This window comes from Microbacterium sp. 8M, assembly GCF_902506375.1.
Classification (GTDB): domain Bacteria; phylum Actinomycetota; class Actinomycetes; order Actinomycetales; family Microbacteriaceae; genus Microbacterium.
Window position 1 is genome coordinate 3,636,039 of the sequence record NZ_LR733284.1, and the last position, 23,630, is coordinate 3,659,668.

At 69.3% G+C, this 23,630-nt stretch carries 24 protein-coding genes; 13 read left to right on the forward strand and 11 right to left on the reverse strand.

What is annotated here, in order from left to right:
• The first annotated feature begins 9 nt into the window (after window positions 1-9).
• A complete protein-coding gene (gene deoD / locus AERO9AM_RS17085; RefSeq protein WP_159577230.1) occupies window positions 10-723 on the forward strand; it encodes a purine-nucleoside phosphorylase in 714 nt (237 codons plus the stop codon).
• A 201-nt stretch (window positions 724-924) separates the two neighbouring features.
• On the forward strand, window positions 925-3,453 hold the full coding sequence (locus AERO9AM_RS17090) for a DEAD/DEAH box helicase (RefSeq protein ID WP_159577231.1): 2,529 nt from the start codon (window positions 925-927) through the stop codon (window positions 3,451-3,453).
• Window positions 3,454-3,459: 6 nt separating this feature from the next.
• On the opposite strand, the gene AERO9AM_RS17095 is transcribed toward AERO9AM_RS17090, so the two are convergent.
• On the reverse strand, window positions 3,460-3,912 hold the full coding sequence (locus AERO9AM_RS17095) for an SgcJ/EcaC family oxidoreductase (RefSeq protein WP_159577232.1): 453 nt from the start codon (window positions 3,910-3,912) through the stop codon (window positions 3,460-3,462).
• Between the two features lie 73 nt (window positions 3,913-3,985).
• Between AERO9AM_RS17095 and AERO9AM_RS17100 the strand changes: the two genes are divergently transcribed.
• The 3 genes from AERO9AM_RS17100 (at window position 3,986) to AERO9AM_RS17110 (ending at window position 5,981) form a co-directional block, all read left to right on the forward strand.
• A complete protein-coding gene (locus tag AERO9AM_RS17100; protein ID WP_159577233.1) occupies window positions 3,986-4,468 on the forward strand; it encodes a MarR family winged helix-turn-helix transcriptional regulator in 483 nt (160 codons plus the stop codon).
• 78 nt (window positions 4,469-4,546) lie between these two features.
• Window positions 4,547-5,641 carry a M4 family metallopeptidase gene (locus AERO9AM_RS17105; RefSeq protein WP_201298672.1) on the forward strand — a complete coding sequence of 365 codons (1,095 nt, stop codon included), beginning with the start codon at window positions 4,547-4,549 and terminating at the stop codon, window positions 5,639-5,641.
• A complete protein-coding gene (locus AERO9AM_RS17110; RefSeq protein ID WP_236602665.1) occupies window positions 5,622-5,981 on the forward strand; it encodes a protealysin inhibitor emfourin in 360 nt (119 codons plus the stop codon). The genes AERO9AM_RS17105 and AERO9AM_RS17110 overlap by 20 nt, the downstream gene beginning before the upstream one ends.
• 295 nt (window positions 5,982-6,276) lie before the next feature.
• On the opposite strand, the gene AERO9AM_RS17115 is transcribed toward AERO9AM_RS17110, so the two are convergent.
• The 6 genes from AERO9AM_RS17115 to AERO9AM_RS17140 all read right to left on the reverse strand — a co-directional run bounded on the left by AERO9AM_RS17115 (window position 6,277) and on the right by AERO9AM_RS17140 (window position 12,033).
• Window positions 6,277-6,468, reverse strand: coding sequence for a hypothetical protein (locus AERO9AM_RS17115; RefSeq protein ID WP_159577234.1), 192 nt, complete (start codon window positions 6,466-6,468; stop codon window positions 6,277-6,279).
• 119 nt (window positions 6,469-6,587) lie between these two features.
• Entirely contained in the window at window positions 6,588-7,643 is a 1,056-nt protein-coding gene (locus AERO9AM_RS17120; protein ID WP_159577235.1) for a DUF998 domain-containing protein, read from the reverse strand.
• 468 nt (window positions 7,644-8,111) lie between these two features.
• Window positions 8,112-8,666: a hypothetical protein gene (locus AERO9AM_RS17125; RefSeq protein ID WP_236602666.1), complete on the reverse strand. Its 555-nt coding sequence runs from the start codon at window positions 8,664-8,666 to the stop codon at window positions 8,112-8,114.
• A 129-nt stretch (window positions 8,667-8,795) separates the two neighbouring features.
• Entirely contained in the window at window positions 8,796-9,773 is a 978-nt protein-coding gene (locus AERO9AM_RS17130) for an SRPBCC family protein (protein WP_159577236.1), read from the reverse strand.
• 43 nt (window positions 9,774-9,816) lie between these two features.
• Window positions 9,817-10,191: an ArsR/SmtB family transcription factor gene (locus AERO9AM_RS17135; RefSeq protein ID WP_159577237.1), complete on the reverse strand. Its 375-nt coding sequence runs from the start codon at window positions 10,189-10,191 to the stop codon at window positions 9,817-9,819.
• A 318-nt stretch (window positions 10,192-10,509) separates the two neighbouring features.
• A complete protein-coding gene (locus AERO9AM_RS17140) occupies window positions 10,510-12,033 on the reverse strand; it encodes a DHA2 family efflux MFS transporter permease subunit (protein ID WP_159577238.1) in 1,524 nt (507 codons plus the stop codon).
• Window positions 12,034-12,122: 89 nt separating this feature from the next.
• Here AERO9AM_RS17140 and AERO9AM_RS17145 point away from each other — a divergent pair, with 89 nt between their 5' ends.
• Complete coding sequence (locus AERO9AM_RS17145; protein WP_159577239.1) at window positions 12,123-12,665, forward strand: TetR/AcrR family transcriptional regulator; 543 nt, start codon at window positions 12,123-12,125, stop codon at window positions 12,663-12,665.
• A gap of 248 nt (window positions 12,666-12,913) precedes the next feature.
• On the opposite strand, the gene AERO9AM_RS17150 is transcribed toward AERO9AM_RS17145, so the two are convergent.
• On the reverse strand, window positions 12,914-15,427 hold the full coding sequence (locus tag AERO9AM_RS17150) for a glycoside hydrolase family 2 protein (protein ID WP_159577240.1): 2,514 nt from the start codon (window positions 15,425-15,427) through the stop codon (window positions 12,914-12,916).
• Window positions 15,428-15,535: 108 nt separating this feature from the next.
• Window positions 15,536-16,093, reverse strand: coding sequence for a CGNR zinc finger domain-containing protein (locus AERO9AM_RS17155; protein WP_201298731.1), 558 nt, complete (start codon window positions 16,091-16,093; stop codon window positions 15,536-15,538).
• Between the two features lie 113 nt (window positions 16,094-16,206).
• Here AERO9AM_RS17155 and AERO9AM_RS17160 point away from each other — a divergent pair, with 113 nt between their 5' ends.
• From AERO9AM_RS17160 to AERO9AM_RS17170, 3 genes are read left to right on the forward strand one after another with little or no spacing between them, the layout of a single operon-like run.
• The gene (locus AERO9AM_RS17160) at window positions 16,207-16,635 is read left to right on the forward strand and encodes a hypothetical protein (protein ID WP_159577242.1); all 429 of its coding nucleotides are present in this window, start codon (window positions 16,207-16,209) and stop codon (window positions 16,633-16,635) included.
• A 31-nt stretch (window positions 16,636-16,666) separates the two neighbouring features.
• Window positions 16,667-17,110: a VOC family protein gene (locus tag AERO9AM_RS17165; RefSeq protein ID WP_159577243.1), complete on the forward strand. Its 444-nt coding sequence runs from the start codon at window positions 16,667-16,669 to the stop codon at window positions 17,108-17,110.
• A gap of 3 nt (window positions 17,111-17,113) precedes the next feature.
• Window positions 17,114-17,314: a hypothetical protein gene (locus tag AERO9AM_RS17170; protein WP_159577244.1), complete on the forward strand. Its 201-nt coding sequence runs from the start codon at window positions 17,114-17,116 to the stop codon at window positions 17,312-17,314.
• A 344-nt stretch (window positions 17,315-17,658) separates the two neighbouring features.
• On the opposite strand, the gene AERO9AM_RS17175 is transcribed toward AERO9AM_RS17170, so the two are convergent.
• A complete protein-coding gene (locus AERO9AM_RS17175) occupies window positions 17,659-18,540 on the reverse strand; it encodes an SDR family oxidoreductase (RefSeq protein WP_159577245.1) in 882 nt (293 codons plus the stop codon).
• A gap of 86 nt (window positions 18,541-18,626) precedes the next feature.
• On the opposite strand from AERO9AM_RS17175, the gene AERO9AM_RS17180 reads away from it, so the two are divergent.
• Entirely contained in the window at window positions 18,627-19,184 is a 558-nt protein-coding gene (locus tag AERO9AM_RS17180) for a TetR family transcriptional regulator (RefSeq protein ID WP_159577246.1), read from the forward strand.
• A gap of 224 nt (window positions 19,185-19,408) precedes the next feature.
• Window positions 19,409-19,879, forward strand: coding sequence for a hypothetical protein (locus AERO9AM_RS17185; RefSeq protein WP_159577247.1), 471 nt, complete (start codon window positions 19,409-19,411; stop codon window positions 19,877-19,879).
• 20 nt (window positions 19,880-19,899) lie between these two features.
• On the opposite strand, the gene AERO9AM_RS17190 is transcribed toward AERO9AM_RS17185, so the two are convergent.
• Entirely contained in the window at window positions 19,900-20,232 is a 333-nt protein-coding gene (locus AERO9AM_RS17190; protein WP_159577248.1) for an ArsR/SmtB family transcription factor, read from the reverse strand.
• An 82-nt stretch (window positions 20,233-20,314) separates the two neighbouring features.
• Here AERO9AM_RS17190 and AERO9AM_RS17195 point away from each other — a divergent pair, with 82 nt between their 5' ends.
• Entirely contained in the window at window positions 20,315-21,544 is a 1,230-nt protein-coding gene (locus tag AERO9AM_RS17195; protein WP_159577249.1) for an MFS transporter, read from the forward strand.
• A 195-nt stretch (window positions 21,545-21,739) separates the two neighbouring features.
• Window positions 21,740-23,572: a ParB-like protein gene (locus tag AERO9AM_RS17200; RefSeq protein ID WP_201298673.1), complete on the forward strand. Its 1,833-nt coding sequence runs from the start codon at window positions 21,740-21,742 to the stop codon at window positions 23,570-23,572.
• Window positions 23,573-23,630: the final 58 nt, after the last annotated feature.

The window sequence follows — 23,630 nt, forward strand, 5'->3', positions numbered from 1 at the left end:
CCTGGTCCGATGAGCACGCACATCGCCGCCGCGTCCGGTCAGATCGCCCCCATCGTCCTGTTCCCCGGAGACCCGCTGCGGGCCAAGTGGATCGCCGAGAACTTCCTCGAGGGCGCCGAGCTCTACTCCGAGGTGCGCGGGATGCTCGGCTTCACCGGCTCGTGGCAGGGTCACCGCGTATCGGTGCAGGGATCCGGAATGGGCCAGCCGTCGATGTCGATCTACGCGAACGAGCTGTTCCGCGAGTACGACGTGCAGACGCTCGTGCGCGTGGGCTCCTGCGGAGCGCTGACGGAGAAGGTCGGCATGCGCGACATCATCATCGCGAACGGCGCGTGCACCGACTCCGGGATCAACCGGATCCGCTTCCACGGCCAGGACTACGCTCCCGTCGCCGATTTCGGCCTGCTGCGCCGCGCCGTGGAAGCGACCGAGCGGATGCACCTCGAGCACGCCGTGCACGTGGGCCTGCTGTTCTCCGGCGACCAGTTCTACAACACCCGCCCCGAGCTCACGGAGCCGCTCGTGCAGCACGGCGCGCTCGCGGTGGAGATGGAGACGAGCGCGCTCTACACGCTCGCGGCGTTCTACGGCCGTCGCGCCCTGAGCATCTGCACGGTCTCGGACCACCTCGTCACGCACGAGGAGACCACGGCCCTGGAGCGCGAGCAGAGCTTCGGCGACATGATCCGGATCGCCCTGGAGGCCGCGACGGCCGTCTGAGGCCCACGGGGAGGCCGCGGGCCCGCCTGGCAGCGACTCTCACCGCGAGACGGCAACAGTACGACGAGACCGCAACAGCCTGTTGCAGTCTCGTCCCCGGGTTGCAGTCTCACGGTGCGACGCGGCGGACCCGGAGCGAGGGCAGCCAGACTTCCGGCCCGCGAGTGCGGCTCACCCAGCGGGTGGGATGATCGAGGGATCATGTCTGCGCGCCTCGATCCGTCCGTCGTCCGCCCGGCCGCGGGGGATCCGGATCCCGACGCGGTCTACCTCGCGTTCGTGGAGTGGGTGGAGCAGAGCGGGATCTCGCTCTACCCCGCGCAGGACGAGGCGGTCATCGAGATCGTCTCGGGGCAGAACCTGATCCTGTCCACCCCGACCGGCACCGGGAAGTCGCTCGTCGCCGTCGCCGCCCACTTCGCCGCCCTCGTCGACGGCCGCCGCACGTACTACACGGCACCGATCAAGGCGCTCGTGAGCGAGAAGTTCTTCAGCCTGGTCGACGTCTTCGGTGCGGAGAACGTCGGGATGGTCACCGGCGATTCGGCTGTGAACGCCGACGCGCCGATCGTGTGCTGCACGGCGGAGATCCTCGCGAACCTCGCGCTCCGCGAAGGCCCTGACGCCGAGGTCGGCCAAGTGGTGATGGACGAGTTCCACTTCTACGGCGACCCCGACCGCGGCTGGGCCTGGCAGGTGCCGTTGCTCACCCTTCCCCAGGCGCAGTTCATCCTCATGTCGGCGACCCTCGGCGACGTGACCGAGCTCGCGGCCGACCTCACCCGCCGCACGGGACGCGAGACGGCCGTGGTCACCGGCGTCGAGCGTCCGGTGCCGCTGCACTTCTTCTACGAGACGACCCCGATCCACGAGACCATCGAGGATCTGCTGCACACCGACCGCGCGCCCGTGTACATCGTGCATTTCTCCCAGGCCGCGGCGATGGAGCGCGCCCAGGCGCTGGCGAGCGCGAAGGTCGCGACCCGCGAGCAGCGCGATGAGATCGCCGAGCTCATCGGCGGCTTCCGCTTCACGACCTCGTTCGGCAAGACCCTGGCGCGCCTGCTCCGGCTCGGGATCGGCGTGCACCACGCCGGCATGCTGCCGAAGTACCGGCGCCTGGTCGAGCAGCTCGCCCAGCGCGGCCTGCTGCGCGTCATCTGCGGCACCGACACCCTCGGCGTCGGCATCAACGTGCCGATCCGCACGGTGCTGCTCACGGCCCTGACGAAGTTCGACGGCACCCGGATGCGTCAGCTCAACGCGCGCGAGTTCCACCAGATCGCGGGGCGCGCCGGCCGCGCCGGCTTCGACACCGCGGGCACGGTGGTCGCGCAGGCGCCCGAGCACGAATCGGAGAACCTCGCCGCGCTCAAGAAGGCCGGCGACGACCCGAAGAAGCGGCGCAAGGTGGTCCGCAAGAAGGCGCCCGACGGCTTCGTGTCCTGGGGCGAGCCATCCTTCCAGAAGCTCATCGCGGCGGAGCCCGAGACGCTGACCTCGCACATGCAGATCACGAGCGCGATGATGCTGAATGTGATCGGGCGCGGCGGCGACGTCTTCGCGAATATGCGCGCACTGGTATACGACAACCACGAGTCCCGGCAGAAGCAGCGGATCCTCGCGCTGCGCGCGATCGGGATCTACCGGACGCTGCGGGAGTCGGGCATCGTCGAGCGCGACCCCGACGGCACGATCCGGCTCACCGTGGACCTGCAGCCCAACTTCGCGCTCAACCAGCCGCTGTCGCCGTTCGCCCTGGCCGCCTTCGAACTGCTGGATCCGGCGGATCCGTCCTTCGCGCTCGACATGATCTCGATCGTGGAGGCGACGCTCGACGACCCGCGGGCGATCCTCAGCCAGCAGGAGTTCGTCGCCCGCGGCGAAGCCGTGGCGGCCATGAAGCGCGAGGGCATGGAGTACGAGGAGCGCATGGAGGCGCTGGAGGAGATCACCTATCCGAAACCGCTCGAGGAGCTTCTCGGCGCGGCCTTCGAGACCTTCAGCGCCGCCCAGCCCTGGATCCGCGACTTCGAGCTGCACCCGAAGTCCGTCGTGCGAGACATGTACGAGCGGGCCATGTCGTTCGGGGAATATGTCGCGCTGTACAAGGTCGCCCGGTCCGAGGGCGTGGTGCTGCGCTATCTCTCGGACGCCTACCGGGCAGCGTCGCAGACGATCCCGGAGCACCTGAAGACCGAGGAGCTCCGCGACCTCATCGAGTGGCTCGGCGAGCTCGTCCGCCAGGTCGACTCGAGCCTCCTGGACGAGTGGGAGGAGCTCGTCTCCGGCCATCCCGTCTCGCACGACGACGAACCCGTCGTCCCGCCGGCGCCGAAGCGGCTCACCACCAACGTGCGGGCATTCCGGATCCTCGTGCGCAACGAGCTGTTCCGCCGCGTGCAGCTCGCGGCCCGGGAGGACGTCGAGGCGCTCGCGGAGCTGGATCCGGAGTTCGGCGCCGCCGGCTGGGACGCGGCGCTCGACGCGTACTTCGCCGAGCACGACGAGATCCGCACGGGTCCGGACGCCCGCAGCACCGCGCTGCTCATCATCGACGAGACCGGCGGCCCCGACCACGAGCGTCCGGCCCGGGCGTGGGCCGTGCAGCAGATCCTCGACGACCCCGCCGGCGACCATGACTGGCGGATCTCCGCGATGGTCGACCTCGACGCCTCCGACGAGACCGGCGAGGCCGTCGTCACGGTGACCGGAGTGGCGCGGCTGTAGCCGCGTTCACCGCGTCGCGCGGGCGTTCAGCCAGAGGAAGAGGCGGTTCTTCTTCGTGTTGTGGAAGGCGGCGCAGCGCCACCCCTCCTCGCCGCGGACCAGCACGTAGGTCTGCACCTTGTCGAGCGGCACCCGCTTGCCCGTGCCGACGCCGCCCTCGGTGAGGACGCGCACCACCCCGGGCGCGATCGGCGACACGTCGAGCACCCGCATCTCCATGCGCGACCCCTTCTGCCACTTCCCCAGCACGGGCTCGTGGTCGCGGCGGATGGCGGCACGACCGAGCGAGATCCCGCCGACGTAGATGACGTAGCTGGCGTCGGGCGTGAACAGGTCGGCGTACGCTGCGGCGTCGCCGCGCGCCCAGGTGCCCCGCAGGGCGGCCAGCAGCGCGTCGATGCCCTGAAGGTCCTCAGGGTCGAGCGCATCGATGTGGTCGGCGAGTCCGGACGTCTGCATGGTTCCTCCAACTAGAATCGGTTGTACAGACGCAATAGTTGCACGTATGCAGATAAATCGCAAGGGATCCATGATGACCGACCCCGCCCGCACGCCCGAGGCCCTCTCCGTCGACTACCGCCACTACCTGGCCTCTCTCGTGCTGTTCCATCTCGCGGCAGCCGACGCCGTGGGACTCGCGGGCAGCGACTACCAGGCCGTCAGCATCCTCGACCTCGACGGCCCGCTGACCAGCGGCGAGCTGGCGCGGCGTCTGGGCCTGAGCACCGGCGCGACCACGCGGCTGATCGATCGCCTGGAGGCGGCGGGGCACGTGCGACGGGTCGCGGATCCGGCGGATCGGCGCCGCGTGCTCGTCGCGCACAGCGGATCGGTGCCGCCCGAGCTCACCCGCATCCTCGCCAGCGTGCGGGAGCCCATCGGGCAACTGATCGGATCCTTCTCCGTGGAGCAGCGGGAAGCGCTGCAGCGCTACTTCGCCGGCGCGGGGCGGGCCTATCAAGACGCGCTCGAGGAACTCAGGGGCGGATCCCCGGCCACGTCACCCCGGCACTGAGGACCGCCCCTCCGCCTACCGCACCGATGTCGGCGGGCCGGCGTATCGTCGAAGACACGGAGCGGAACGGAGGGCGTCATGACGATTCAGGAGAGCCGATCGAGGGCGGTGGCGCACCTGCACCAGGGGATCATCCCGTCCTATCTGCTGGCCAAGCTGGCCGAGTCGGAGCGCTACTCGCAGGCCGCAGAGGCGGCGCGGCAGACGCTCATCGCGCCCGCTCCCGCGCAGCACCGGTCTCAGCTGCGGCTGTCGATCGACGAGAACGGATCCCTGGTGGCCACGGTCGAGGCCGCACCGAACCGCACCATCAGCGATGCGCACAACACGGAGACCCTGCCGGGCGTCGTGGTCCGCACGGAGGACGAGCCGACCGTCGCCGACGTCGCGGTCAACCAGGCGTTCGACGGGCTCGGCGCGACCTTCCAGATGCTGCTCGACGCCTTCCAGCGCAACTCGGTCGACGGAAAGGGCCTGCCCCTGGACGCGACGGTGCATTACGGAACCGACTACGACAACGCGTTCTGGAACGGCGAGCGCATGGTGTTCGGCGACGGCGACGGCGAGGTGTTCCGCGGGTTCACCGGCTCGACCACCGTGATCGGGCACGAACTGGGGCACGGCGTGGTCCAGTACACGGCGGGCCTGGAGTACCAGGGTCAGCCCGGGGCGCTCAACGAGTCGCTCGCCGACGTGTTCGGCGCCCTCACCGAGCAGCATCTGCTCGACCAGACCGCCGACGAGGCCAGCTGGCTGATCGGCGCGGGCATCTTCACGCCGGCGGTGCACGGCAAGGCCCTACGGTCGATGCTGCATCCCGGCACCGCCTACGACGATCCGGAGCTCGGCAAGGATCCGCAGCCCGCCGACATGAGCGGCTATGTGAAGACCACCGAGGACAACGGCGGCGTGCACATCAACTCCGGCATCCCCAACCGGGCCTTCGCCCTGTTCGCGGTGGAGCTCGGCGGCAAGGCGTGGGAGACAGCGGGATCCGTCTGGTACCGGGCCCTGAGCGGAGGGCTGTCGTCGTCGGCGACGTTCGAACAGTTCGCGAAGGCGACGATCAAGGAGGCCGATGACGTGAGCACCGCGGTCGGCGATGCGGCTCGGATGGCATGGGCGTCGGTGGGCGTGATCAAGGCGACGGGTGATGGGCGCTCCGCAGCCTGACCAGCCCGTCGGGGTGCCCTCCGACAGCGACGCCGCCGGCGACGACGGCGTCGCGATCCGCGTCGCCCGCAGCGGCGGGATCGCCGGGATGACGCGACGCTGGAGCGTGCAGCCCGTGGGCGACGAAGCCCGGCATTGGATGGGTCTCGTCGATCGGTGCCCCTGGGACGAGAAGCCTCCGCCCGGCACCGGCGCGGACCGCTTCGTCTGGCGCATCGAAGTGCGCGTCCGCCGTGTGCGGCACGAACAGGTGATCCCGGAGGAGCACCTGCAGGGCCCCTGGCGCGACCTCGTTGAGGCCGTGCGGGAAGCCGACTCCGGCGCTGCGCCCGGTGATTGAGCGCTCTCGCCTCGCTGCGCTCGCTCGGGATCCGGGCGCCGGGATCCGGGCGCTCGGGATCCGGGCTCGGGAACTGGGCGCTCAGGATCCGTGGCCTCAGGATCCGGGTGCTCAGGATTCGGGCGCCGGGACACGGGCGCTCAGGATCCCGGGCTCAGGATCCCGGGCTCAGGATCCCGGGCTCAGGATCCGCTCGCTCAGGATCCCGGGCTCAGGATCCCGGGCTCAGGATCCCGGGCTCAGGATCCGCTCGCTCAGGATCCAGTCGCTCAGGAGCCGGGACGTGCCGTGAGATTCAGTCCTTCGCGTCCGGATCCGCGGGCGGCACGGGGATCGCGACGCTCGTCGACGAGGTCGCCGCGCCGAGCCCGAGGCCGAGCGGATCCGCCGCCGGCGCGGGGAGCAGGTCGTCGTCGCGGTCGAGCGGCTCGCCGGGCAGCGCGGCCCACGCGCTCGGCTCCTGCGGCTTCTGCGTGAACATGCCCATGCGTCCATTGTGCGCCCGGGTGCCACTCCATCTTCGTGAGACGCCACTTTTGGCACTCCTCGTCAGACGTGATGTCTCATGCATGAAGTGGAGTCACGTTCAGTGAGGCGCTGCCGTAGTCACCCCTTCAAGAGCGTCGTCCGGGCGGACACCCGGGGCAGGTCCGGCACGAGCACGGCAAGCACGCGCACGAACGTCGTCATCCAGACCAGGCCGAGCCCCACGGCGATCGCCTCGAGGCCGGTGGACGAGTACAGCCCCACGGGCCAGTGCAGCACCACGGCCCCCACGAGCAGCACGCCCAGGCCGACTGTCGTGATCAGGAGCGCCCGCGGCGGACCGGGCAGCGCCCTCGCCGATATCACGGCGGCGAGCGCGAACAGCAGCAGCGTGGCGACCGCCGCGATCCAGTGCACGACCCGGTTCCGCTCGATCGGCACGAAGCCGACCACGGCGAGGGCCAGCCCGGTCGCGGCCCACAGCAGCACCACCACGGCGATCCTCTGCAGGGCCGCATCGCCGAGCAGCCGGTGCAGGTCGCGGCCGATGTAGGAGCCGACCGTGGCGAACAACAGGCCGGCGACGATGAGGGTGCCGTTGAACGCCCACCCGCCGACGCCGAGGCCGAGCTGCGAGAAGTTCTGCTGCCACCACAGCGGATCGGCCGCCGTGCCCATCGCGAACAGGGTGCCGATCGTGAGGAACCCGAACAGCAGCGCCGCCAGGTCGCGGGTGCGCAGACCGACGCCGGCGCTGTATGCGAACCGTCCGCCGATCGCCGAGGCCACGCCTGCGATGAGCGCGCCGCCGAGCGCCGGTGCGGTGAAGTCGTGCAACCCCGCGCCGAACACGAGCCCAGCCAGCAGCACGCCGAGCGCGGTCACCGCCGCGAAGACCACGGTCAGTGCGACCGCCGAGATGTGCGACACCGCGGTCTGCCACGGCGGCATCGGATCCGTCTCGCCACGGCGGTGCTGCAGTGTGCTGACGACGAACGCGGCGGCCGCGATCACGGCGGCGATCACCGCCACCGGCTGGCTGAGCGACCCCGGTCCGGTCAGCGGCCGCGGCGGACCCTGCAGCAGAGCGAGACCGGCGAGGGTGCCCACGGCGAGGCAGAGCGCCGTCGCCCACACCGTGCGCGTCTCGGCGCTCAGGCGATCTGCGGTGTCCATGCCGTCATCGAAGCACGCACGGCCGACGTCCGGTAGCGCCGGTCCGAGAACGGCGGATCCGGGATCGCCGACGGCCGTGAGCTCCACCGCGGTTCCCCTGAGCCACCCAGGCGATCCGCAGCGCCGTCCACCCCGAGCCACCCAAGTGAGCCACCCAGGCGCGCCACAGCGCCGTCCACCCCCGAGCCACCCCCTTGTCACCCAGCCGCCCCGCTCCACGCGCTGCGCAAAGGGGTGGCCCGCACAGAAGGGGGTGACTCGGCGTCGAGCGGGCCGCGGAGCGGCGCCGTCCACGCCCGCGCCACCCAAGTGAGCCACCCAGGCGAGCCACAGCGCCGTCCACCCCCGAGCCACCCCCTTGTCACCGAGCCGCCCCGCTCCGCGCGCTGCGCAAAGGGGTGGCCCGCACAGAAGGGGGTGGCTCGGCGTGGAGCGGGCCGCGAGCGGGCCGGGGCGCCAACGTCAGCGTCAGCGTGGGACGGCGCCGGTTCCGCCGTGCAGCTCGCCGCGCAACGGCCAGCGTCCGTTGTGCTGCCGGAACTCGTTCGCGCGCAGCAGCGGTGAGACGTCGTACATCCTCGGGTTCAGGCGCAGCCGCGGGCCGGACGCCGCGCGCACCGTGAGACGGAACCGGCCGCCCGAGGCGCGAACGACGAACTCGGTGATGTCGGCGTAGGCGATGACGCCCTCCCGGCCCCACACGGTGCGGAAGGCGATCTCGTCGGCACGCGGCTCGACGTAGAAGTTGCGGTACATCAGCAGGAACGCAGCCCCGCCGAGCACGATCGCCACGGCTGCGATCCGCATCGGCCAGAGCAGCCCGGCCGTGTCATCGGCCGTGAACGACGACAGCGCCATCAGCCCGCCCACCGCGACGAACAGGATCCCCACGAGCAGCACGAACACCGGCATGCGCTGCCGCACCGGACCCACCGAACGACGCCCGCGCATCCTCGACACGGCCGCCGCCACGAGGATCAGCACGGCCACGACGAGGAGGATCTTCACCACGACGGCGGACATCCCTCGACCGTACCGCGTCCAGGCGCCGCGCGTCGGCGGGGTGGTCGATCGCAGCACAACGCAGGCGATCCCGGCCGCATCCCCGCCCGAGCGGGCGAAGACGACCGGGATCCCCCGCGTTCGAGTCCGTCAGACCAGGACGAGGTCCTCCATGCGGGCGTACGAGGCCTCCATGCCGTCGATCATGCCCGTGGCGAGGATCATGTCGCGAGTGGCGGCGTCGGGGTACTCCACGAGCAGGGTGATCAGCGTCGCGCCGTCCTCCTCGTAGAGGGAGAGGTCGTTCAGCGTGACCGGGCCCTCGGTGCCCTGCATCTTCTCGGTGGTGACCATGCGGCCGGGAGCCTCGACGATCAGGGCCTCGCCCTCGAAGCCGAAGGGCTGCCCTGCCGTGTCGCCGACCGGTGCCCAGGAGTTGCGGTACGTCTGACCGGGCTCGGTCGCCACCACGCACTCCGTCATCTCCCAACCGTCGGGACCGAGCAGCCACTTCTTCATCAGCTCGGGATCGGTGTGCGCGCGCCACACGAGCTCCTGCGGACCGTCGACGAGGCGCGTGATGCGCACGTGCGTGTCGTCGAGCACCTCGAGCTGCGTGCCCTTGCCCTGCGCATAGTCGCGCAGATCCTGCAGCACCGCGTCGAGCTGGGCCATCGCCGCCTTCGTCCCCTCGATCACGCCCATCGCCACGACCTGCTCGAGCGCCTCGACCGAGTCGAAGTGGCTGGTCCCGGTCATCCGGGTGCCCTCGGCGGTCGGCGAGAACTCCAGGCGCATCCGCATCGCGGGGAAGCCGTCGATCGGCTGCCCGGCGTCGTCGACGAACGAGTCGAGCACCTCGAACATGGTGGGCGCCTCGATGCGGGTGAACTCCCACCGCCCGGACGACTTCTCGCCGCGCGGACCGGTGAGACGGTACTGCGCGAAGCCGCCGACCGTGTGGTCGAACTCCGTGAAGGTGGCCGGCCAGCCGGGAGGGCCCCAGAAGCGCTCGAGCTGGCGCGGGTCGGAGTAGGCGGCCCACACCCGCTCCACCGGTGCGGCGAAGTCGGCGAGGATCGTCAGCGTCAGGTTCTCGGGATCGGTGATCACGTCGGTGACAGGCATGTCACTCTCCTTCTGTGTCTTCTCTGTCGGTCGGTTCTGTCGGTCAGTTCTCGGACCCGCGGGGGTCGGATCCGGGTTCGGGGGCGTCCTCGGCGAGCAGATCGTCGAGGCGGGAGATCCGGGAGCGCCACAGCTCCTCGTAGCGAGCCAGCAGGGCGCGAGCGCGGGCGATCATCTCCGGATTCGCGCGGACGAGCCGCTCGCGTCCTTCGGCGCGCTTGATGATGAGCTCGGCCGCCTCCAGCACGGCGACGTGCTTCTGCACCGCCGCGAACGACATGTCGTAGTCGCGTGCGAGTGCGGAGACGGACTGCTCCTCGGCGATCGTGCGGCGCAGGATGTCGCGCCGCGTGCTCGCCGCGAGGGCCTGGAACACACGGTCGATCTGTTCATCGCTCAGTTCATTTCGTACAACCATTTGGTTGTACGTTAGGCCGGGTGGATCCGGATGTCAAGAGGACCGCGAGGTCGTCGTCTCGAAGATCGATCCGCGACTCGTTGAGGTCATCGAGGCCCTTCTCGAGACGCGGGGATGTTGCAACCTCCAGCCGTCACCACTTCGCCCACCCTCGTCACGATGGAGCTCAAGGGGCAAGTCCCCGAGGATCCGTTTTGCAACATCGACTGTTCAGACCTTGTCGCGCCAGTCGATATGGACGACGCCGATTGGGACTCACGCGAGTACGGCGTCGTCTCACTCAAAGGACTCGACACCTGAAGCTTCGGCTGGTGGTCTTCAGCCACGCTCGCAAGACGGCGCTTGCATGGTTGCGGCAGGCTCTTGGCGGATCATCATCCCTTCCGCCTCATCAAGATGCGGCGGTGCAGAGCGCACACGTTGGAGCGAGCCAGGCGCCTGAGCCTCCAGAGCCCGCCGGGCAGCCGACAGCATCACCACGGCGACAACGATGGCCAGCGCGAAGAAGCCCGCGGCGACGCGGAACACGGTTTGATAGCCGGCAACCTGTACCGCGGCGCTCGCACCGGATCCACCAGCGGCGACGAACAGACCGGTGAGGACGGCGAGTCCGACCGATCCACCGAGCTGGTGCGCAGTGTTGACGAGGCCGGAACCTGCGCCCGCCTGTTCGGTCGGAACGTCGGCCATGCCGAGCTGCGTGAGCAGGATGATCGCCAGGCCCTGCCCTACACCGAGCGCGAGCAACGGCAGAACGATGCCCGGAAAGAACGCTGTGTCTGCGCCCAGGGTGGACAGCCAGGCCATGCCGATGAGCGCCACGACGAGCGAGGCGATCAAGAGCCGTTCGCGGCCGAACTTCTTCACGAGCGGGCCGACGGCGTACACCGTCCCGAAGAACATTCCGGTCAGGGGGATGAAGCTGAGGCCCGCAAGGAGTGCGGAGAACTGCAGGACCTCCTGAAGGTACTGGCTCAGGAAGAAGAACGTGGAGAAGATCGCACCGACCGTGAGAATGCGAGCGATGTATGCACCGGATCGGGTCACGCTCGCGAACAGATTCAGCGGCACGATCGGTTCGCGCGTCCTTCTCTCGACGAAGACGAACGACACGACCAGCAACGCGGCGAGCACAAAGGAGATGAGCGCAAGCGGTGACGCCCAGCCGAAGCTGCTGGTCTCGATGAGGCCGTAGACGAGGGCGGTCATGCCCACGGTGATCATGAGCGCGCCAACGAGGTCGAACCCCCCGCGCTTGAGAGCGGTCTCCTTGAGGAAGATCGGAGCGAGGATGATGACGATGAGGCCGATCGGCACGTTGATGAGCAGCCCCCATCGCCACGACAACAGATCGGTGAAGAATCCCCCGGCGATGATGCCGACGCTTGCGCCGGCACCGATGACGGCACTGTAGATGGCGATTGCGCGGCTGCGCTGCTCCGGCTCGGGGTTGGCATCCACCAGCAGTGCCAGCGTGGAGGGAATCGCAAACGCTGACGCGGCTCCCTGCAGCACCCTCGCGATGAGCAGCATCGGCGCGCTGGTGGCAAGACCCGCCATCAGCGACGCGACCGCGAAGACCGCAACCCCGACAACGAATACTCTCCGCCGTCCGGCGAGGTCGCCGATGCGCGCACCAAGCAAGAGAAGGCCTCCGAAGGCGAGTACGTAGGTGTTCTGAACCCAGGACAGCGAAGCGGGAGTGAAGCCCAGATCGGTGATGAGACGTGGAAGTGCAGTCGTCACGATCGAGGTATCCAACACCAGCATCAGTTGTGCGCCCATGATGAGGGCCAGCACCACGGTTCGCCTCCAACGCGGCGTGGGCGTGGCGGTTGACATGTGATCTCCTTAGGATAAGTGGGGTGGTGTCTCCGATTATAGACGTAAACGGAGACTACCCACCACTTAGATCTGAAGGAGCACGTACCATGACGACTAGCCGCCCACTACGCGCCGACGCGCTTCGCAATTACCAGGCGATCGTTGCGGCTGCGACGGAGCTGTTCGCGACAGCTGGAGCGAACGTGCCTTTCGAGGAGATCGCCCGTCGTGCGGAGGTCGGTAGCGCCACGATGCACCGCCGCTTCCCCTCCCGCGCCGCCCTGTTCGAAGCGGTTTACGCGAAGCAGGTGGACGACCTGCTCGAGCCGCGCGCCGCGCCGGATGACCCGCGACAAGCTCTCGAGGAATGGTTGCGGCGCTTCGTGCTCTTCATCATCGGCAAACGCGCTTTCGCGGAAGAAATGGCACACGACACCGAGCTCGTGCTCGCTGCGCGGCGCCGGATCTACGCAACCGCCGAGCCCTTGCTCGCCGCGGCCCAAGCGTCTGGCGAAGTTCGCGCGGACGTCAGCGCGGACGATGTGATGCGCATGCTGAACGGAATCGGCTTGGCCGATTACCCCGCGGACGGGCAGCGCGATCGAGTTGTCGACATCTGCTTCCGCGGTTTACGCCCCTCGGAGCATTGAGTGCCGAAAGGCGCGGACAAGCCCCTCGCGGGATCCGCTGGCAACTTCATCCGCTCGCGTACTGCATGATCGGGCGCGGCCGCGTCACCCTGTCGTAAGCGGCAGGCGCGGCGCCTTCCGCACCTCGGCATCGAACAGCTGACGCTCCGGCATCTCACCAAGCGCGATCAGGTCGCGATCGCTCAATACCTGAGCACTCTGCGCGACCCAACATCGCCGCGCAGCACAGCACCCTGCCCTGCACGCCGTCAGGAAGAGGGAACTTCGAAGGTCTCGCCCACTCGACGCTCGACGAGATCTCCCGCATGCCGAATGGCCGCAACGACCCCCTCCTCGCTCGCAGCGTCGATCACCCCCGCAAGACGAAAGACTCCGGTCTCTCCGGGAAGCAGGGTGACGAGCATCCGATCGACGGTGACATGCTCGCCGAGGCGATCAGGATGGATGGTCAGGTCACGGACGAAGTTCTCGGCCCGGATGATGACCTCCGTGAGCATTCCTTCATTCTCAGACGGCCTTTCGACGAGCTGTACCGACAGCCCCGGGTCAGGGTATGCGAGCTCCCGGTCCGGCACGTAGTACCACCATGCGCGTTGCGCTCCATCAACATCGGCGACGATGAGCTCCGCATCAGGCTGCGCCGCGCGGGTGACCGCCTCCCCGAGAGGAATCTCCGTCGCTTGGCCTGCGGCCGTCACGAAAGTGACTGACTCGATCGCCCGTTGCTCGCCGTCCAACCCGACTCGGCGGATGTGCGCCTGCCCGCTCCACGGGACCGCTGTGTCGTTCACGAGAACGAGCGCGAGGCCATCACCTCGAGGCTGGATCGTCGCCAGGCGGGGCGCGTAGACGTCACGGGTCGCGTACCATCCCGGGCGACGTCGCCCGGCGCCGTCGACCACGGCCCACGAGGCAACCGGCCAGCAGTCGTTGAGCTGCCAGAGGACGACCCCCATGTTCAACGGCCGCAGAGAGCGGAAATGCTCCACCGAGAAGCGGATCGCCCTTGCCTGATTGAGCTGCATGGCCCAGTGCCAGTCCGCCATGTCCGTAGGTTCGTCGAAATAGGGGGCGAGCCCGCGGGACAGCTTGCCGTTACCGTCGATCGCCTTCTGGTGATGCAGCACACCTGGCGAGGTGGGAGTCATCGGATCGTCGTGCACCGCGTCGGTGAGCGTGCGCCACGCCGGAGGCGCCTGCCATCCGAACTCCGATACGAACCGCGGTCGATCTTGCCTGAAGACGGCGTACCCCTCCGAGTTCCACGCGTCCCACAGGTGCACGACACCGTGTGATCGGTCGTTGGAGTAGACGTCGGGCGAGCCCGAATACGGGCTCCCCGGCCAATAGGTCGCCGGCGGATCGAGCTCCGCGACCACACGCGGCAGAAGATCGAGATAGTACGCCGAGCCCCAAGACCGGCCCGCCAGCCGCTGCTTCCAGTCCCAGTCGTCCCATCCGAGCCAGTTCTCATTGTTCCCGTTCCACAGCACGAGCGACGGATGCCGCATGAGACGCGTCACGTTCTCTCGTGCCTCCGCTTCGATCTCGTCACGCAACTCGCGTGTCTCCGGATACGGTGCGCACGCGAAAGCGAAGTCCTGCCACACCAGAAGACCGAGCTCGTCGCAGGCGTCGTAGAAGTCGTCGCTCTCGTAAAGTCCACCGCCCCAGACGCGAATCATGTTGGCATTCGCCTCCACTGCGGCGGCGAGTCGTTCGTCGATGCGGGCGCGGTCCACTCTGTGGGGGAAGCAGTCGTCGGGAATCCAGTTGAAGCCGCGGATGGGAATGGGCGTGCCATTGACGACGAAGACGAACGGCGTGCCGTCGGCATCTGGCGTCATGTCGACGGTGTTGTTGCGGAACCCGATCCTCTGGACCGTTTCGTCGAGCGCCTCTCCCGAAACCTCGTCTCGGACGCGCACCGCGAGGTCATGGAGAGGCTGCTCGCCATAACCGCGCGGCCACCAGAGGTCGGACTGCTCCAGTGGCACCTCGACATCGAACACGATCACACGGGATGACGCTTCGCTCCGCGCGGTTTGCGTCCGTCCCGCCACATCGATCTCCACCGTGATCAGGCGCTCTGCAGGATCACGTTCGAGCTCCACCGTCAGATTCACACGCCCGATGATCTTGTCTTCTTCGATGTCGACGGTCACGCTGGGGCGGACGTCTGCAAGTCGAGCGGCCCTCCATGTCTCGAGCACCGCGGGGCGCCACATCCCCGCGGTCACGAGAGAAGGGCCCCAGTCCCATCCGAAGTTGCACGCCATCTTGCGGACGAAAGACGAAGCAGCCCCATACGCCGCGCGGTCGTCCTCGGAGGCCTGATCGAACGGTCGCCACGCGGATTCGAAAGCCACCGCGAGCTCGATCGTGCGTCCCGCATACCCAGCGAGCGGCAACCGATAGGTGCGGAACATATTGGCCGTCGTCAACACGACCTTCCCGTCGATCGTGATCGTGGCGAGAGTGTCGAGCCCCCCGAAGACCAGATCGGTGTGAGTGTGCGACCGCTCGGGGACCGAGATGGTTCGTCGATAGATCCATGACGTCCGGCCGATCCACGTGAGGTCGAGTTCGTTGAGATCCAGATACGGATCCGGGATCAATCCGGCAGTGAGGAGGTCAGTGTGTACAGTGCCCGGGACCGTCACGTCGAGCGGGAGCCGGTCCACCGTCAGGCGGCTTTCCTCCGCCAGCGGCGAGAGGACATCAAGCGACCAGGAGTCTGCGAGAAGAGTGCGGTGAAGCATCGTTGCCTTCCGTTATCAGGAGCCCTCCGCATTCTTTCACGATATAAAGAAACTCTCGACCCCTAGACAGTGAAGCCCGTGATGACCTGCCAGCTGCCCGTCGACACCCTAGGAAGACGCGTTCGCGGAAGCACCGCGATGGCGAGCGCGGAACTGAGCGGCCTTGACGCGGTTACCACACGTACGCATGGAGCACCACTCCCGGCGACCTCCCCGCGAGCGGTCCACGTACACCTGCGTACATCCTGGGCGACCGCACTCACGCAGCAACGCTGCGTCGTCGCCGCCGAAGAGCTCGACAGCGTTCCGGGCCACAGTCGCGAGCCCCTCCGAGCTGCCCCCCTCCCGTCGCACCGTGCCGCCGTCAAGAGTCAGCCGCACGGGAGCCGCTAGAGCCCATCGGTTGAGCAGCGCAGTGGGCTTGCTGGGCAACGGAGTCCCCTGCAACCGGGCGAGAGCGATGTCGTAGATCGCCTCTCGCAGTTGCACCGCGTTCGTCAAGTCTGATTCGCGCGCTCCGGGTGCTTCATCGACGACGCCAGCTTCAACGAACCAGGCGTCGAGCGCCTGAGCGTCTCCAAGCATCTCTCGAGGCTGCAGATCGCGGCGCGCGCGAAGCGTGCCAACGAAGTCGAGGGCCAGAGTGCCACAAGGGAACGCGTGCATCACGTAACCATTCTAACAGGTATCGGCTCGGCCGCCTAACTTGCTTGACAGGTTATGCAGCGCTCTGTCAGTGTAGTAACCGCTTCAATCGGTTACTACATGAAAGGTTCGCCATGTCCGTCACCCGATTCCGGGTATCGTCCCCGCTCTCGCCCTCAGCGGCGATGGCTGTCCTCACCGACTTCAGCCCTGCTCGCACTGAGGTCTGGTCGGGTATCGACCCGGAGCACTTCCAGGTCCATGACCGCGGAGCGGATTGGGCGGAGGTCACCGAAGGCAACGATGCAGCATGGGAGCGCGGCCGCTACGAGTGGGACGCCGCCGCGGGGTCCGTGACGGTGGTCACGCACGACTCCAAACTGTTCGGCGCCGGCGGCGGGTGGGACTTCCGGTTCATTCCCGACGGACATGGCACACGGATCGAGGTTGCATTGACCCGCACGCCCCTGGCGTTCGGCGCCAAGATCCTGGCCGCGCTCCTTCCGATCGTCGGAGCACCCCGTCTCAAGAAATCATTCACGTCCGCTTTCAGCGCCCGCTGACCACCCCTCGAAAGAACAGGAACCGAACACCATGAAACTCGCACTCGAAGTCGTCGTCATCCCCGTCTCCGATGTCGATCGCGCGAAGGACTTCTACGCCCGGATCGGATTCCGCGAGGACGCCGACTTCGCCACTGATCGCGGCCTCCGCGTCGTGCAGTTCACTCCTCCCGGATCGAGTGCCTCCATCATCTTCGGAGAGCACCTCACCACTGCCAGGCCCGGTGCCGCGCGCGGTCTGCACCTGGTGACGCCCGATCTCGCTGGTGCCCGTCAAGAGCTCGTCGACAGAGGAATCGACATCACCCCGATCTGGCACGACGCCGACGGCGTTTTCCACTGGGCCGACGGTCAGAACCGCGTCGACGGCCCCAACGAGGAGCACCACAGCTACGCCTCCTACGCCTCCTTCGACGACCCCGACGGCAACGAGTGGGTCATCCAGCAGGTCATCGATCGACTCCCGGGACGCTGAGCCGTGGCTGCATCGATCGATACCGCACGAGCAGCTGAGGTTCTCGAAGACCTGCTCCGTAAGACCGCGGTCGCCCACGGCTCATACGAGCGGGAGCACCTTGACGGCGTCTACGACGAAGAGTGGCCGTCTTGGTATGCAACATTCCTCGCTCGCGCGCTTGAGGAGCACGGCTACGGGCTCACCGGCCAGCCCGCTCTCTGAGCTCACGTTCGCATGGGCTGAGGGCGCTTCTCCTGAACCGACACGCGCGCGGCGTCGCAAGGAGAAGCGCCCCTCGGTCGTCCTCGAACGCCGGACACGACGACTCTTCACTGCGAGCCGGCTTCACGAAGTCGGCGAACTCCAAGCGATAGGCCTCCGCGTACCCTATGAGGATCACGCGAAAGGCGATGCCGCGCGAGCAGCGGGAGCCGCGCCCCCGCACCGCGGCGCCCTCCGGGTGCGTGCTGACCATGCCGCCATCCCATCGGCCGCGTATCCGACCACGGGAGCCCACTGCGTCGCTGCCCCGCCTCAACCCGGCCCATCCCGGAGCGCCCGCGGCGTCAGGGCGCGATGTTCTCCAGATCGGCGAGCAGCGACGGGTGGGTCGGCGTCCAGCCGAGCTCCTCGCGGGTGCGCCGGCTGGATGCGGGCTGGTCCGCGACGAAGATCGCGCCGAGGGGTCCGAACGTCTCGGGCGGCACAGACGCCACCGGCAGCTCGAGCCGCCGCCCGATCACCTCCACGATGTCGCGCACGCGGTCGCCTTCGTCGCCGACGGCGTGCCACGAGGTCCCGGCCGGCGCGCTCTCGAGCGCGAGACGGAACAGCGACGCCGCATCGTCGGCGTGCACGGCGGGCCAGCGCTGGGCGCCGTCACCCGGATAGATCGCGGTGCCGTTGGTGCGGGCGATGTTCGTCAGGATCCCGGCGAACCCGCCCGTGCCGTCCTTGTGAACGGTGCGGGGCAGACGGACCGCGGATGCCCGCACGCCCTGATCGGCGAGTCCGAGCACGGCGTTCACCGCGCGGCCACGCCCGCCGACCGGACCATCCAGGTTCAGGGGATCCGACTCCATGGCAGGGCGTCCCGGGACCGCCGGCGTCCCCGCGCAGGTGACGATGGGGCGGCCGCTGCCGACGAGCGCCGCGCCGAGGACCTCGAGGGCCGCGGCTTCCTCTGCCACGCTGGCCGCCACCGCCTCTGGACTGCTGAAGTCGTTGCGGAATGCGAGGTGGATGACGCCGTCCACCGCACCGGCCGCCGTGCGGAGGACGTCGTGGTCGCCGAGGTCACCACGGATCGACTCCGCGCCGATGGTGTGAAGCCGTTGCGCCGAGGCATCGGAGCGAGCGAGGGCGAGGACCTGATGATCGTGAGCGAGAAGCTCGGCCACCACGGCCGTTCCGATGAGGCCGGTACCGCCGGTGATGAATACACGCATGATGTCTCCCGAGAAGTCATGTCAGATTGTGACATCACTCACGATAGCAGGCGATGACACAAGATGACATCACTAGGATGGGATGCATGGGTCGATGGGAGCCGGACGCCGCGGGACGGCTGCGCACGGCCGCATTGGAGCTCTTCGAGGAGGTCGGCTTCGACCAGGCGACGGTCGCGGAGATCTCCGAGCGGGCGGGCGTCACGTCGCGCACCTTCTTCCGCTACTTCGCCGATAAGCAGGAGGTCCTGTTCGCCGGATCGGAGAACCTCGGGATCGAGATGGCCGCCGCCCTGACCGCCGCACCCGCCGACGCGTCCGCGCGACGGGCGCTCGACGCGGCGCTCGACCAGGCAGCCTCGCTCCTGACCTCGCGCGCGGACTTCGCCCGTCGCCGTCACGCGGTGGTGAGCAGCAATCCCGCGCTGCGCGAGCGGGAGACGATGAAGATGGACCGCCTGACCGAGACGCTCGCAGCGGCCCTGCGGGACCGAGGGGTGGCCGATCCGCTCGCGATCATGACGGCGCACGTCGGGGTCGCCGCGTTCCGGGTCGCGTTCGACGCCTGGGCTCAGGATCCGGCGATCGACCTCCGCACCGCGATGGCCGCCAATCTCGCCGCGCTCTCCCCAGCCACCGGCTGACGCGGTCGGAAGGCGGACCCCGGACGCTGAGCCTGTCGAAGCGTCAGCCCGCTGGATCCGGACCCTTCGACAGGCTCAGGGACCGGACACGCACACCCGCTGGATCCCGACCCTCCGACAGGCTCAGGGACCGGACACGCACACCCATGGATCCGGACCCTTCGACAGGCTCAGGGACCGGATACGAAGGTCCGCGGAACCGTGATCGGACCTATCCTGGCCGCATGACCGAGAATCCGGATCCGCACGTCGTCGCGGACGGGCTGCTGCCGACGCCGTTCACGGCCGCTGAGATCCGCGACGCGCTCCGCGGCGGCGCCACGATCCGGATCCGCACGGACGCGCCCGACAGCACGGTGGCGGAGCGGATCAATCGCTTCTCCGACGGCGACGAGGACGGCGCCACCCTGACCAGCCACCCCGCCGGCGATCCCGGCGCGGCCGGCGCGAAGCGCGTCACCTGGCGCGAGCTGCAGGCGCACGCCGCTTTCCCCGCCGAGCGCACGACGGTCGGATCCGACACGATCGAGCACCCGCTCGGGCGCCTGGAGTGCCGGCGCTACGACGTGCGCGACGACGACGGCGACACGGTGTTCTGGTTCGCGCTCGCGTACCCGGGGATGCCCGTGCGCTACGAGACGACCGACGAGACCGGCACCACCCGCACCACGGTGCTCGCGATCACGCGAGGCTGACCGCGACCGGACCCCCGAGCTCAGGACGCCTCGGGCGAAGCCGGCGAGCTCAGCACGGCGTCGAGCAGCCCGGGGAACCTCGCATCGAGGTCGTCCCGGCGCAGCGTGAGGATGCGCCGGCGTCCGTTCGGCTCATTCCGGATGACGCCCGCCTCGCGCAGCACCTTCATGAAGTGCGACTTGGTCGACTTCGGCAGATTCGGATCCGTCGCGTGGCACGCCGCCATGTCGAGGGGGCCGTCGACGAGCTGGCGCGCGATGGCCAGGCGCTCCGGATCGCTCAGCGCGAAGAGCACCGCGGTGAGCTCGATCTCCGAGCGCTCCGGATGCGGGAGGTCGACGGCGCCTGGCATGGTTCGATAATAGTTGAACATTTGGCGCGAGGCGAGTAGCGTGCAGACCGTTCGATAATTCTCGAACGGATGAGGAGCACCCATGACCACCCAGCCGATCGCGACCCCGCGGATCCCGGGGCCCGCTGCTCTGTCCGTGCGCTCCCCGCGCACCCGCTTCGGCTTCGTCCTCGCGATCGTCGCCCAGATCCTGATGATGGCGGGCGCGAGCGCCCCGTCGCCCTTCTACCCCGTGCTCGCGCAGCGCCTCGGGTTCGACGCCATCGTCATCACGGCCGTGTTCGCGGTGTACGCAGGCGCCCTGCTGCTCACGCTGCTCACGGCGGGCTCGCTCTCCGACCACGTCGGGCGGCGCCCGGTCATCGCCGCCGGTCTCACCCTTCTGGCCGTCAGCATGCTGCTGTTCGGGAACGCCGGATCCGTGCTGCTGCTCGTGCTCGCGAGGATCCTGCAGGGCATCGCCAGCGGACTGCTCATCGCGGCGTTCTCGGCGACGGTGCTCGACCTCGCCCCGCCGGCGCGTCCCGGCGCGGCCTCGCTCTGGAACGCGCTGAGCCCCGGGATCGGCCTTGCGGCCGGCGCCCTGATCGCCGCGCTCGCGCTGGATGCGACGCCCGAGGCGCTGCCCGACGTGTTCGTTCCCCTCGCCGCGGTGTACGTCGCGCTCGCCGCCCTCATGTTCGTCGCACCGGAGACCGCGCCGCGGCTGCCCGGCGCCTGGGCGTCACTGCAGTTCCGCCTGTCCGTGCCGTCGGGCATCCGCGCCGAGTTCTGGCGGGCCGCACCGGCGGTCGTCGCCGGCTGGGCGACCGGCGGGCTGTTCCTGTCCCTCGGGGCGAACATCGTCCACGGCGAACTGGGCGGCACGGCGCACCTCTGGCAGGGCCTCGCGGTCGCCCTCCTCGCCGGAGTCGGGGCGGTCACCGCCTTCGCGATCCGGCGCCGGCCTGCACGCACGATCGTGATCTTCGGCACTGCCGCGCTCGCCGTCGGCACCGCGCTCTCGCTGCTCGCTCTCGCGATGGGCTCGCTGGCGGCGTACCTCGTGGCCTCGGCCGTGACCGGCATGGGGTTCGGCACCGCGTTCTTCGGCGTCGTCGGATCCCTCGCGCCGCGGATCCCGGCGACCCAGCGCGCCGATGCCTTCGCAGTGCTGTACCTGCTCGCGTATCTCGCCTTCGGGGTGCCCGCGGTCGTCGCCGGCGTGCTCGTCGCGCAGGTCGGGCTGGGCGCCGTCTGCGTCGGCTACGGGGTCGTCGTCATCGCCCTGTCGGTGATCGCCCTGGTGCTGCGCGTCCGCCGCTCCGCCTGACCGCGGCGCCGCGGTCAGGCGGAGGCGGGCCGCTCGCATCGGCTGTCTCCCGCGGTCCTCATCGGGTACGGCCGCGGTCCGCATCGGGCACGGCCGCGCGGCACGTCACGCGCTGTTCACCCGGCCGCAACCCTCCGTCCGCCTCGGCTCGCCAGGCTCGGGGAGACTCCTGTCCCCCGCCCCCTGGAGACTCCCGTGCCCCTGCTCCGCTCGCGTCGCACGCTCGCCGTCGCGCTCGCCTCCTTCCTGACCCTCGGCGGATCCGTCCTCGCCGCCGCCCCCGCCTCCGCCGCCGACGCCCCGACCGACGTCAAGGACGCCTCCTGCACGGTCGGCGACCCCCGCGATCTGTGCGCGCCGGTCGGCGAACTGCTCGATGTGCGCATCGGCGACGTGCACCCCACCCAGCCCTCGCTCGGCTACGACGAGGTCTACTACAAGCTCGGCCGCTACGACACCGCCCTGTCGAAGGACGCGATCAACAAGAAGTTCGCCGACTGGTGCGAGGCGAACGGCCAGCAGGACGCGGCGAGCGCGCAGCCCGACGCGACACTCACGGATCCCTCCACCTTCGCCTGCACGGTGCCGGTCGGCAGCGAGACCCCCGACACGATCGCCCCGATGAAGACCGTCGTGATCGGGCCGCAGGGGGTGCTCTACCTCACCGACGGACACCACACGCTGACGTCCTTCCTCGAGGACAGCGGCCCCGACGTGCACGTCCGGCTGCGCGTGCTGGGCAACCTGTCCGGCCTGTCGGACGCGGACTTCTGGGCGGCGATGCAGGCGAACAAGTGGACCTGGCTTCGCGACGTGAACGGCGACGCGATCACGCCGGCCCAGCTGCCCGCGAACGTCGGTCTCGCCAACTTCGAGGACGACCGCTTCCGCAGCATCCTCTACTTCGCTCGCGACATCGGCTACTCGGCCGACGGAGCAGTGCCGTTCCAGGAGTTCTACTGGGGCACCTGGCTGCGCACCCGCCCCGACATCCCCGTCGCCGCCTGGAATCAGGACGACTGGGCCGGATCCCTCGCTCTCGTGAAGCAGCTCACTCAGGCCCAGGTCGCGCTCGGCGCCGGCGCGGTCGTCGACCCGCAGTCCGGATACACCGCCGGCGACCTCAGCGTGCTGAGCGCCTGGAATGACGGGAAGGCCGAGAGCAAGGGCGAGTGGGCGAAGCTGGCCAAGCCCTACACCGACGCCAAGCCGGGCAAGCTCGCATACATGACGGAGTACCGTCTGCGCCACGTGGCGCCCGCGCCGACGGCCCCGGCCGCCCCCGCCGCACCGGCCGTGTCCGTCGGCGGCGCCTCTCCGGCCGGCGCGCATGTGGCGCTCACCTGGACGGCGCCGGCCGACGGGGGATCGGCGATCACCGGCTACACCGTGTCGCTCGGCGCCGGGCGGGCCGCCGAGGTGGATGCCCGCAGCACGTCGTTCACGTTCGACGGCGTCGCCCCCGGCACGTACGCGGCGACCGTCACCGCGCACAACGCCGTCGGTTCCACGGCGTCCGCCGCCGCCTCCGTCGTGGTCGCCGACCCCGCCGCCGTGCGGGGTGCGGTGACGATCTCGGGCGACCTGCGCGCGGGCGGCGCCGTCACCGTCTCGGCGTCCGGCCTCGCCGCCGACGCCTCGGGCTTCATCGTCGAGGTGCACTCCACCCCGGTGTCGCTCGGCACCGCGGGCACCGACGCCGCGGGCGCGTTCGCACTCCAGGGCACCCTGCCGGCGACGCTCCCCGCAGGCACCCACACCGTCACCGTCTCGTTCGGCGGCACCACGGTCGCCTCCACCGAGTTCACGGTCGCGCCGTCGGGCACCGGCGGCAGCGCTCCGGGGTCGGGAGCCGGCGACTCCGGTTCCGGCGGCACGGGGTCCGGCGCTTCGGGGGCGGGGTCGGCAGCGGCCGGCTCGCTGGCGACCACCGGATCCGCGGCGCCGCTCGGGCTGGGCGCCGCAGGCGTCGTCGCGCTCGCCGCGGGCGCGCTGCTGCTGGCGCGCCGCCGTCGCGCGGGCGTCTGACGCGCACTCGCACGAAGGGCGCGGGGCCGGGGATCCGGTCGTGCGCCCTTCGTCGTCG